The organism is Streptomyces sp. NPDC051322 (genome assembly GCF_040689485.1).
Classification (GTDB): domain Bacteria; phylum Actinomycetota; class Actinomycetes; order Streptomycetales; family Streptomycetaceae; genus Streptomyces.
Genome location: NZ_JBFBAK010000003.1, coordinates 15368 through 26406 on the forward strand (window position 1 = coordinate 15368; position 11039 = coordinate 26406).

Sequence of the window (11039 nt, forward strand, 5' to 3'; positions counted from 1 at the left end):
GACGGAAAGCCGATACGGCGTCGCAGATGTCAGTGCCGCTCGTTAAGGTCAATCAGGTGTACGAGTCGAGCTTGCCGCCCGGGGCACCCCACCCCATGGTCCCGGCGTACGAGGAGCAGCCGCGCTTCGACGCCGTGCCGCCCCGCGCGCACTGGCGGTACACCCCGCGCCGGGACTTCTGGCGGAGCAAGGCGCTGCGCGCCGCCGCAGTGATCGTGCTGCTCGCGCTCTGCGGTCTGGTGATCCTCGCGCTGGTCCGTGAACAGACCGGCACCGAGGGCTTCCTGGTCGGGCTCGCACTCGCCGTGCTGCCGGTGCCCCTGCTGATGACGGCGTTCCGCTGGCTCGACCGGGTCGATCCGGGGCCCTGGCGGAATCTGCTCTTCACGTTCGCCTGGGGAGCCTGCGCCGCCGCCCTCGTCGCCATCATCGCGAACTCCTTCGCGACCCGCTGGGTCGCGACCGCCACCGCGGACCCGGCGAGCGCCAACACCATCGGGGCGACGGTGATAGCGCCGATCGTCGAGGAGAGCGCCAAAGCGGCGGCGCTACTGCTGATATTCCTGTTCCGGAGACGGCACTTCACCGGGATCGTCGACGGGGTCGTCTTCGCCGGCTTCACCGCGACCGGTTTCGCCTTCACCGAGAACATCCTCTATCTGGGCAGCGCGTTCGGCGAGGACAAGTCGATGGGGTTCTCCGGCTTTTCGTCGGTGACCGCGGCGACCTTCTTCGTCCGGATCGTCCTGGCGCCGTTCGCCCACCCGCTGTTCACCGTCATGACCGGTATCGGCTTCGGCATCTCCGCGTCGAGCGCGCCGCACCACCGGGTGCGCCGGATCGCGCTGCCGCTGCTCGGGCTCGGCTGCGCGATGGGCATGCACGCTCTGTGGAACAGCTCGTCGGTCTTCGGCACGTTCGGCTTCCTGGTGGTCTACGGCGCCTTCATGGTGCCGGCCTTCGGCCTGGTCACCTGGCTGGCCGTCTGGAACCGGCAGCGCGAACTGCGCACCATATCGACCGAACTGCCTGCATACGCGGCGGCGGGCTGGCTGGCATCGGCCGAACCGGCTGCGCTCTCCTCGATGAAGGCCCGGTCGATGGCCCGTGACTTCGCGGCACGCAGCCATGTCGTTCCGTACACCTGTCCGCAGCCGGACGGGCGGACCGGCGGAAGGACGGGGGCGAAGGCGGGTGCGAAGGCAGGCGCCAAAGCCGCGTCCCGGGCGGTACACGAGTACGAGGCCTTCGCGACCACGCTGGCGTTTCTGCGGCACCGGGCCCGCCGGGGCTCGGCGGGCCCGGACTTCGTGGCGCGCGAGCAGGAGCTGCTGCACCATCTGTGGCAGCGCAAGGACATAGCCGGGCCCGCACTGCTCTATGCGGCGCAGGCCACCGGCCGGGTACGGGTGCCACCGCCGCATCTCCACTACGGCGGTTACAACCCGTACCGGCAGTAGCGGTTACGCCGAAGCCGCTGTCAGCGTGGCGAGCTCCGCGTCGGTGAGCCGGAGTTCGGCGACCGCCGTCAGGGCGGGCAGCTGCTCGGGCGTACGCGCCGAGGCGATCGGCGCGGTGACCGTCGGCCGGGCGGCCAGCCAGGCCAGCGCCACGGTCGCCGGCTCGGCCTCGTGTGCCGCTGCCACCTCGTCGAGCGCGGCGAGCACCTTCGACCCCCGCTCGCTCTCCAGATGCTTGGCCGCACCGGCGGCGCGCACGCTGTCCACGTCCGCGCCGGGGCGGTACTTGCCGGTGAGGAAGCCGGAGGCCAGCGCGTAGTACGGCACTGCGGCCAGACCGTGCCGGGCGACGGTGTCCTGCAGCCCGCCCTCGTAGGTGTCGCGGGAGACCAGGTTGTAGTGCGGTTGAAGCGCCACGTACCGGGCGAGCCCCTCGGCCGCGGAGAAGGCGAGAGAGGCTTCGAGCCGCTCAGGGCCGATGTTGGACGCGGCGATGGCCCGCACCTTGCCGTCCTTCACCAGCTGGTCGAGCGCGGTGATGATTTCCTCGACCGGGACGGACGGGTCGTCGAAGTGCGTGTAGTAGAGGTCGATGTGGTCGGTGCGCAGCCTGCGCAGCGACTCCTCGGCGGCCGCCTTGATGGTCCCGGCGGAGAGCCCCTTGTGGGCGGGATGGGCGCCGACCTTGGTGGCGACCACCACCTCGGAGCGGTTTCCGCGGGCGGCCAGCCAGTTGCCGATGACGGTCTCGGACTCGCCGCCCCGGTTGCCCGCCGCCCACGCGGAGTACGAGTCGGCCGTATCGACGAAGTTGCCGCCGGCCGCCGTGTACGCGTCGAGCACCGCGAAGGACTGCGCCTCGTCGGCGCTCCAGCCGAAGACGTTGCCGCCGAGGGCGAGCGGGAAGACATGGAGGTCGGACGCGCCGAGCCTGCGAAGAGAAGTCATAGGGCGGAAAACCCGGCACCGTCCCGCACTATTCCGTGCGCGGTGCCGGGGTTCCGGGAGCCGTCAGGCGTTGATGCCCTTGTTCGCCAGCCAGGTCAGCGGGTCGATCGGGTCGCCGCCGCCGGGGCGGACCTCGAGGTGCAGATGCGGCCCGGTGACATTGCCGGTGGCGCCCACGTTGCCGATGACCTGCCCGGTGGTGACCTTCTGGCCGGCGCTCACGGCGATCGACGACTGGTGGCAGAACCAGAGTTCCGTGCCGTCGTCGAGGGTGATGACCGTGCGATAGCCGTACGATCCCGACCAGCCGGCCGACTTGACCGTGCCGCTGTGCACGGCCTTGATCGGGGTACCGGTCGGAGCGGCGAAGTCGAGGCCGGTGTGGTAGCCGGAGGACCACATGGAGCCGCTGTCACCGAAGTGCGAGGTGAGGGTGTAGGAGGCGACCGGGAGCGAGTAGCTCGCGGCCAGCTTGGCGAGCCGTTCCTTCTCCGCCTTGGCCTTGGCCTCCGCCTCGGCCTTCTTCTTGGCGGCCTTCTCCTTGGCGGCTGCCGCGTCCTGCTGCTTCACCGCCTCAGCGGCGGCCTTGGCGGCCGCTGCCTTCTCCGCCGTCACCGCGGCCTGGTCGTCGACCGCGCCCTGCTGCTGCTCGGCCTGTTGCAGGATCCGGGTCCGGAGTGCTTCGCCCGCGTCCGAACTGCCGGTGCCGGTGGACGCCGAGGTGAGCGCGGCGCCGGTGACACCCGTGTCCGTACCCGTAGCGGACGAGGAGTGGCCGTCGATGTCCGATATCAGCCCACCCACGCCCGGCAGCGACTCGGCGTCCGGCAGCTTGTCCTTGACGGACTGCGGAAGGTCGGGGAGGGAGATCGAGACGGGCGGCTTCGCCTGCGCGCTGGCCATGCCACCCGCGCCGACGGCGGCGATCACGCCGACGCCGAGGACCGTGGAGCTGCGCGCGATGCCGCCGCGCTGCTTGGCCACCCGGTGCTTGCCGCGCAGCGGACGAAGGGACTCCTCGGTGGGATTCCACTCGTCGAACGTGCCGCCGTCCTCACCGCCGAAACCGAGAGCTTCGTCGTTCGGGAAGTAAAGCGTTTCGGGGGCAGAGCTGTTGGACGCCACGGAGGCGCACTCCTTTCCTTCCTTACCGCCTACCGGGTTAGCTGACGGGTTCGGAGCAGGAAGGTCTCCTACGGGCCGTTCCTTGCGGAGCTGCCCGATTCACCCCAATGAGTGGTTCCCCGGTTCCCTTACGGGATTCGGCGCGTGCGCACGGTGTCGCCTCTTGCGACGACTGGGACAACCGCGCTGCGTTATCGAACGTTAATAGACACACGCCCCGGAGCCAAGCCGTTCCAACTGATCGTTAACGATTTCGGCCCGGACCAAGCGGGGCACAAGGGGGTGGAACCGGGCGAGTTGACGCGCGCTCAGGAAACCTGCATTTCTTGACCGTGCATCAAATGTTATGCAGAGCGATGCACCCGGTCACGCATCGCGACGGCTGCCCCGCACGATCTCCACCGTCCTGCGCCGCGGGGGCTGATCGTCCGTCGGCCGGGCCACCGCGAGCAACGCCATGTCGTCCGTCGAGTGGCCTCCGGTATGCCGTCGCACATCGTCGGACAGCGCCGTGAGCAGCTCGTCGGGGCCCGGGAAGATCCGCCCGCGCAGCCGTTCCTTCGGATCGTAGAAGACCCCTGCCGCGTTCCGCGCCTCGGAGAGCCCGTCGGTGTAGAGCAGCAGCGTGGCCCCCGGCGGGAACGGCAACTCGTCGGCACGATCCGGCCAGGAGGCCACATCCGCCATCCCCAGCGGCAGTGCGGCATCGGTCGGCGTGACGGCGTCGAGCCCCCCGTCGGCGTACAGCAGGAGGGGTTCGGGATGACCGCGGTTCACCACCCGGATCCGGTCCCGGCCACCGCGTGGTACCTCGGCGAGCGCGGCGGTGGTGAAGCCCTCGATGGCGTCGAGGCCCTCCCGCCGGGTGCCCTCCCTGGTCAGCGCGCGCTCCAGACGCTGGGCCACCCCTTCCAGACTTCTCTCCTGCTCGGCGGCTTCCCGGAAAGCTCCGATCACCACCGCCACGGCCTCCACCGCGCCGAGCCCCTTGCCCCGCACATCACCCACGATGAGCCGGACCCCGTACGGCGTGTCCTGCACTGCGAAGAGGTCCCCGCCGATGAAGGTGCCGGCCTGCGCCGCCTCGTACCGCGCCGCGACGTGCAGGCCGCCGATCCGCTCGAGGGGCACCGGCAGCACCGCGCGCTGCGCCGTCTCGGCGATGACCCGGGCCGACGCGAGCTGCTCGCCGCTACGGCGCACCACCCGGTTGATGATCAGCGCGAGCACCGCCACGGTGATCACCGTGAGCAGCTCGGTGACGGCACTGGCATGGGCGCTGGTGCCGTTGTAGGCGTGCAGTCCCGCCATGGCCACGGTGGCGGCCACCCCGGTCAGCAGCGTGGCTCTGAGCGAGAAGAACGGGGCGGCGATCAGCGGTGCCGCGGAGAAGAACGGCACCGGGGTGAAGGGGTCCGGGGTCGCCAGATCGAACCCGATCCCACCGACCAGCAGCACCGGCGGCAGCGCCAGGAGGAAACGGCGTGCCGTGCCGCGCTGTTCTCGCTGCCCCACCAGTGGTCTCCTGCCCGGTCCGTACCCGGCTGCGGACAGTACCGCGCCCCACTCAGGCTGTCCGCAACCACGCCGACCGGCGATTCGACGTCGGCCAACCGGGCGAACCGCTGAGCCCTGGCCGGTTTCAGAAGTCCCACGCCGGCGTATGAACCACGGCGAGCAGCGAAACGACCCGGAGCCGCCGTCCCCGCAGCACCCCGAGTCCGGTGAGCTCGTCGAGCCGCTCGAGCCCCACCCGCGCCCACATCAGGCCGACCAGGGCCGACGGCAAGACCTCCAGCAGCAGTACGGTCAGCGCGACCCGCAGAACGAACACGTCAGCCCCCTGATACGTGCCGGCGCTCCCCGCCGGAGCAACGCTCGAAGGCCCGGCACATGACGTGCCGGGCCTTCGTTCACAAGTAGCGGGGACAGGATTTGAACCTGCGACCTCTGGGTTATGAGCCCAGCGAGCTACCGAGCTGCTCCACCCCGCGTCGGTAAACCCAACTGTACGGCATCCGCAGCTATGCTCCTCACCATTAACGGCCGGACCGGCCGGCCGTTCCTCCACGGCCGCCGCCCGCGCGCACCTGCCCGTATCCGGGGTGCACGCCGGGGGAGAGTCCCTGCTGCTCGGCCAGCCGGCCGAGCAGCACGCCCAGTTGCCGGTGCTCGTCCACCGAGAGCGCCGCACAGATCTGCTGCTCGTGCGCGGCGCCGGCCTTCCGCAGCCGGGACAGCAGCGCGACACCCTCGTCGGCCAGGAAGAGCGCGTACTGCCGCCGGTCGGCGGTATTGCGCCTGCGCTCGATGAGTCCACGCGCCTCGAGTTCGTCGGCGAACGCCACGAACCGGCTGGGCGGCATGCCCAGCACGTCTGCCAGTTCGCGCTGGCTGCGGCCCGGCATCCCCGCCAGCAGGCGCAGGAGTCCCGCCTGGGCAGGGGTGAGATCCAGTTCCGCGATGCGCTCGGCGAACCGGTCCGCCGCGTGTGCCCCGAGCTGAGCCAGCAAGAAGGCGACCCCCTGAGGGGGCCGTGCCCCCGGTGCTTCCGCATCCCGTTCCATGGCGAAATAGTATCAGCTTGACAATCGTTTCGAGTTGTAATCATTCTATGAGGGTGACGAATATCGAGGAGGCAACCATGACCACCGCATCCGCCGAGCCCCCACCCCGGCGAGCAGAGTCCCCGAGCCGTCGCCCGCAAGGAGGCCCACCCCTGCTGGCCCCTGTGCTGGCCTTCGCCGTCCTGACCGTCGCCTACGTGATCGTCAACCGCTCCACCCCGCACCTGGACGCGACCGGCGCCGATGTCCTGCGTTATGCCTCGGCCCATCGCACGACCGTGAAGGCCGGATCACTGCTGCTCTTCGCTTCCTCGGTGCCCCTGGCGCTGACCGCCGCGATCCTCTACCGGCGGCTCCGCGCCCTGGGGATCACCGCTCCCGGCTCCGCGATCACCCTGGTCGGCGGAGTGCTGGCATCGAGTGCGCTCGCGCTGAGCGGCATGTTCGGCTGGGCCGGCGGCCGGCTGTCGTCCGACGGCGGGCCCGCGCTCGCCAGGGTCCTGGCCGACCTCTCGTTCCTGGCAGGCGGCCCCGCGTACGCCACGACCTTCGCCCTGCTCATGGCGGGCATCTCGGTCACCGGCCTGCTGGCCGGCCTGCTGCCACGGGCGCTGGCCTGGCCCGGACTGGCACTCGCCGCGGTCGGCGTGGTCTCCGAACTGACCCTCGTGGCCGACGCGTTCCAGTACCTCCTGCCGATCGCCCGTTTCGGCGGCCTGCTCTGGCTGGTGATCGTCGCGGTCAAGCTGCCCCGCACCCGCCCGTCCCGCCACCAGTAGGACTGCGCCGACAGCGCCGGCGCAGCGGCCCGGAACGTTCGAAGGCCCGGCACATGAGGTGCCGGGCCTTCGTTCACAAGCAGCGGGGACAGGATGTGAACCTGCGACCTCCGGGTGAGTGCGGCGGTCAGCCGTGGCGGCTCGCACGGGCGAGCGCCGGCACGAACCGGGCCGCGTCCACGGTGCCGACGCCGGTGGCCATGTCATAGCCGTTGACGGCGGGGTAGCCGGTCACCCCCTGGTAGCTGTTGTCCGTCCCGTCGTTGACGTCCACGATGCCGGACGAGCGGCGGTGGACCAGGGTGTACAGCGCCTTGTTGATGTCACCCACCCGGTGACCGGCGGCCTGGTCGGCGAGGGCGACGATGCCGGAGAACAGCGGGCTCGCCTCGCTCGTGCCGCCGGATACGTCCCAGCCGACAGCGGTCGGGTCGTAACTGGAGTACACCCAGGCCCCGCCGTTGACCGCGGCGGCCATCGAGATGTCCGGGGTGCCGCGGCGGCTGCCGACGACCTTCTTCTCGCCGTTCTGGAACGCGGGACGGTGGAAGACGTGCGACTGGCCGCCGCCACCGGCGCCGTAGTCGTTGTACACGCTCTCCGGCGCGGTGCGGTCGCCCTTGTCGTCCAGGTGCAGCTGGGTGCCGCCGATCGACGTCACCAACGGGTCGGAGGAGGGCCAGGAGTTGACGCGCTTCGTGTAGTAGCCCTTGCCGTCCGCGGTGCTGTCGGTGGCGCCGCCGTCACCGGATGAGGCCAGGACGGTCACTCCGTGCCGGGCCGCGTCCTTGAACGCGTAACGCAGCTTGCCGATGCTCGAGAAGTCGCCCTTGTCGAAGCCGGGGAAGGTGTTCTCCGTGGCGCCGAAGCTCTGCGTGATCACATCACCGACTCCGCGGTCGATGAGGGACTTCTCGGCGGACATCATCTCCGGCAGACCGGTGACGCCCTCCGTCTCGGCGACCGCGGTCTCGACCAGCACGATCTTGGCGTCGGGCGCGACGGCGTGCGCCATCTCCACGTCGAGCGTGGTCTCGCCGGCCCAGCCGGTCATGTCGGAGTTCTTCGGGTCGAACGCGGGCACGTGACCCCACTTCTCGACCTGCACCTTGGTGCTCTTCAGCCCGAACTGCTTGCTGTAGACGTCCAGATCGTGCTGCACGGTCGGCGAGCCGAACGAGTCGACGATCACGATGGTGCGGCCCTTGCCCGTGATGCCGGACCGGTACAGCGGGTTGAGGTTGTACGCCTGGCGGTACTGAATCGGGCTGTAGCAGGCGATCTTCCACTTCGCCTGGCACTGCTCGGAGGGCAGTGGACTGCTCACCCCGCTGACCAGCTGATGACCTGCGACGGCCGGAACCGCCTTGGTCCCCGGTACGGCCTGAGTGGACGCGACGGTGACGCTGCTGCTCAGCGGGGTGGCTATCACCGCGGCGGCAACAAGGGCGGTGGCCCCGGCCGTCGCGGCCCCGGTGCGGGACCGGGGGCGTGTTGTGCGCATGAATTCTCCTTGTGTGGAGCGGAGTCGCGCGAAGCGGCTGCCGTGATCCCATCCGGGAGGGCATGCACAGAACAAGGGCATTGGTTCATTGATGTCGAACGCTTTGCCTAAGAGTGAATCTTTCCGGCCGCCACCTGACCCAGCAGGTGAGAGCCGACACACGCGAGCGCAGCCGGTCAGCCCATGCTCTTCGCCCCGTCCAGGGACTCGCGGATGATGTCGGCGTGCCCGGCGTGCTGCGCGGTCTCGGTGGCGATGTGCATCAGCACCCGACGGGCCGACCATCGCGCGTCGGCCTCGTACCACGGAGCCTTCGGCAGCGGATGGCTGGCGCCGAGGTCGGGCAGGGTGGCGACCAACTCATCGGTCTCCTTGGCTACTTCCTCGTATTCGGCGAGCACTCCGGCCAGCGTCTCACCAGGCAGCATCCGGAACTCGTCGGCCCGCCGACCCCAGTCGTCCTCGGTCAGGGCGGTGAAGTCGGGCATCGCCGACGGCCCCCTCTTGATGAACTGCACCCAGCCCCGCTCGGCGGACGTGACGTGCTTGATCAGACCCCCCAGACAGAGCTCACTGGCCGTGGTCCGCAGACCGGCCTGCTCGTCGGTGAGTTCCCGTGTGGTGAAGCGCAGGAAGTGCCGCTGCTTCGCAAGGCTTTCAAGGAGGTCGGCGCGCTCCCCGGCCGGGGTCTGCTCGTTGACGGTCTCGCTCACGCTCATGGACTCGCCTCTCGTTGGTCATCCCGCTGCTCTGTCGAGCAGGACCACGCTAGGGCGGATATAGGTCACTTCCTGACCTGTACTCTCACGCAGCACTCGCGCAGGAGACCGGAAAAAACGCAGCGCCTCGACCAGCCGAAGCCGGTCGAGGCGCGGAACAGCAGGTCGGAGGAGGTTTCCCCGCGATGCTGACGGTAGACCGTGTGGGACTCGAACCCACAACCAATGGATTAAAAGTCCACTGCTCTGCCAATTGAGCTAACGGTCCGTGCTTGCGCACCCCACGAGCATAGCGGGAGCGGACCGGGCAGCCGATCGGGTATCGGTTTCGGGCCCGTCGCCGGTCGGAGCAGGGGCGTGGGATATGCGGGCCGACTACGGATCCACCGGCTCCGGGGCGCCCTTGCGGGCGGCTTCGCGGGCGAGGGTGCGGGCGTGGTTCGGGTTCAGGAACCAGTGGCGGGCCGAGGCGAACCACCAGGCCGCGGCGGAGCCCAGCACGACCAGCACGGCCACCGGCGCGTAGTTGAAGGTCTCCCAGGTCACCGGGGAGACCTGCGGGAGCATGAAGAGGACCGTGATCACCACGACCCACACCACCGCCACGATGCCGATCGGCCGCGACCACCTGCCCAGATGCCACGGGCCCCGCCGGAAATCGTCTCCCCGCCACAGCCGCAGCAGGGTGGGGATGACGTAGGCGATGTACAGGCCGATGACCGCGATGGACGTCACCGCCGCATACGCCGTGACGTTGATCAGGTACGGCAGTCCCAGGACCAGCGCGCCCAGCGCCGCGAGCCAGACCGCCGCGACCGGCGTACGGGTACGGGCGCTCACGCTGTGCCAGACGTGCGAGAACGGGAGCGCCCCGTCCCGCGAGAAGGCGTAGATCATCCGGGAGTTGGCAGTCACCGATGCCATGCCGCAGAAGAGTTGTGCGCCGATGACGACGAGCAGCAGCAGCTTGCCGCCGGTCGCGCCGACCCCGTCGAGCAGGATCTGGGCGGGCGGCGCACCAGTCGGGGACGCCAGCTGCTTGTCGTAGGACTGGATGGCGAAGGTGAAGCCGAGGAGCAGGACGAAACCGGCGATCCACGAGGTCCAGATGGACTGGACGATGCCCTTTGGGCCGGCCGTGGACGCGTCGTGTGTCTCCTCGGTCATGTGCGCGGACGCGTCATAGCCGGTGAAGGTGTACTGCGCCATCAGCAGCCCGATGAGAACCACGTAGAAGCCGCTGCCGAAGCCGGTGTTGTTGACGAAGCGGGTGAAGACGAAGGACGCCGACTGATGGTGGTCCGGGGCGAAGGTGAGCGCGCCGACGATGAGCACCACGCCGAGCACGTGCCACCAGACGCTGACGCTGTTGAGGATCGCGACGATCCGGACGCCGAACGTGTTCAGCAGGCCGTGCAGCACCAGGATCGCCGCGAACAGCAGGATCGTACGGCCGGGGGTGACGTGGAAGCCGAACTGGAGATTCAGGTACGCGCCGAGGAAGGACGCGGCGCCGAAGTCGATGCCGGCGGTGACCGCCACCTGACCCAGCACATTGAACCAGCCCGTGAACCAGGCCCAGGCCGCGGCCGAACGCGGTGGTGCGAGGCGGTGGGCCCAGAAGTAGAGACCGGCCGACGTGGGGTACGCCGAGCAGATCTCGGCCATGGCGAGGCCTACGAAGAGGGTCATCAGGCCGACGCCCACCCAGCCCCACGTGATGAGGGCGGGGCCTCCGGTGTTCATGCCGTACAGATACAGCGTCAGGCAGCCGGAGAGCACCGAGATGATGGTGAAGGAGACGGCGTAGTTGGCGAAGGCGGACATCCGGCGGGCGAGGACCTGGGTGTAGCCGAGTTCGGCGAGGCGGTCCTCGTCGGAGCCGGTGGACCCTGTGGACCGGCCGGGAGAGTCGTTTGTCATGCCCCCAGCGATTC

10 protein-coding genes, 2 tRNA genes and 1 riboswitch are annotated in these 11039 nt (G+C 69.6%); of the genes, 2 read left to right on the top strand and 10 right to left on the bottom strand.

Features of this window, described 5'->3' with window-relative positions; all coding sequences use genetic code 11:
- The first annotated feature begins 95 nt into the window (after positions 1-95).
- Positions 96-1460 (top strand): PrsW family intramembrane metalloprotease, encoded by a 1365-nt coding sequence (locus AB0436_RS08215; protein WP_366467475.1) that lies wholly within the window; start codon positions 96-98, stop codon positions 1458-1460.
- A gap of 3 nt (positions 1461-1463) precedes the next feature.
- On the opposite strand, the gene AB0436_RS08220 is transcribed toward AB0436_RS08215, so the two are convergent.
- The 6 genes from AB0436_RS08220 to AB0436_RS08245 all read right to left on the bottom strand — a co-directional run bounded on the left by AB0436_RS08220 (position 1464) and on the right by AB0436_RS08245 (position 6100).
- Positions 1464-2408: an aldo/keto reductase gene (locus tag AB0436_RS08220; protein WP_366466932.1), complete on the bottom strand. Its 945-nt coding sequence runs from the start codon at positions 2406-2408 to the stop codon at positions 1464-1466.
- A gap of 63 nt (positions 2409-2471) precedes the next feature.
- Complete coding sequence (locus AB0436_RS08225; protein ID WP_366466933.1) at positions 2472-3533, bottom strand: M23 family metallopeptidase; 1062 nt, start codon at positions 3531-3533, stop codon at positions 2472-2474.
- A gap of 11 nt (positions 3534-3544) precedes the next feature.
- Positions 3545-3686, bottom strand: a riboswitch (cyclic di-AMP (ydaO/yuaA leader).
- A 213-nt stretch (positions 3687-3899) separates the two neighbouring features.
- Positions 3900-5048 (bottom strand): PP2C family protein-serine/threonine phosphatase, encoded by a 1149-nt coding sequence (locus AB0436_RS08230; protein ID WP_366466934.1) that lies wholly within the window; start codon positions 5046-5048, stop codon positions 3900-3902.
- A 127-nt stretch (positions 5049-5175) separates the two neighbouring features.
- On the bottom strand, positions 5176-5367 hold the full coding sequence (locus AB0436_RS08235; protein WP_366466935.1) for a hypothetical protein: 192 nt from the start codon (positions 5365-5367) through the stop codon (positions 5176-5178).
- An 86-nt stretch (positions 5368-5453) separates the two neighbouring features.
- Positions 5454-5527 (bottom strand) — tRNA-Met (locus AB0436_RS08240).
- A 45-nt stretch (positions 5528-5572) separates the two neighbouring features.
- Entirely contained in the window at positions 5573-6100 is a 528-nt protein-coding gene (locus AB0436_RS08245) for a MarR family transcriptional regulator (protein WP_366466936.1), read from the bottom strand.
- Between the two features lie 77 nt (positions 6101-6177).
- Here AB0436_RS08245 and AB0436_RS08250 point away from each other — a divergent pair, with 77 nt between their 5' ends.
- Positions 6178-6879, top strand: coding sequence for a DUF4386 domain-containing protein (locus AB0436_RS08250; RefSeq protein ID WP_366466937.1), 702 nt, complete (start codon positions 6178-6180; stop codon positions 6877-6879).
- A 127-nt stretch (positions 6880-7006) separates the two neighbouring features.
- Here the strand turns inward: AB0436_RS08250 and AB0436_RS08255 are convergent, their stop codons facing one another.
- The 4 genes from AB0436_RS08255 to AB0436_RS08270 all read right to left on the bottom strand — a co-directional run bounded on the left by AB0436_RS08255 (position 7007) and on the right by AB0436_RS08270 (position 11025).
- A complete protein-coding gene (locus AB0436_RS08255) occupies positions 7007-8383 on the bottom strand; it encodes a S53 family peptidase (protein WP_366466938.1) in 1377 nt (458 codons plus the stop codon).
- 176 nt (positions 8384-8559) lie between these two features.
- The gene (locus AB0436_RS08260; RefSeq protein ID WP_366466939.1) at positions 8560-9102 is read right to left on the bottom strand and encodes a DinB family protein; all 543 of its coding nucleotides are present in this window, start codon (positions 9100-9102) and stop codon (positions 8560-8562) included.
- Between the two features lie 195 nt (positions 9103-9297).
- A tRNA-Lys gene (locus AB0436_RS08265) sits at positions 9298-9370 on the bottom strand.
- 107 nt (positions 9371-9477) lie between these two features.
- Positions 9478-11025, bottom strand: a complete 1548-nt coding sequence (locus tag AB0436_RS08270; RefSeq protein WP_366466940.1) for an amino acid permease — start codon at positions 11023-11025, stop codon at positions 9478-9480.
- Positions 11026-11039 lie beyond the last annotated feature (14 nt).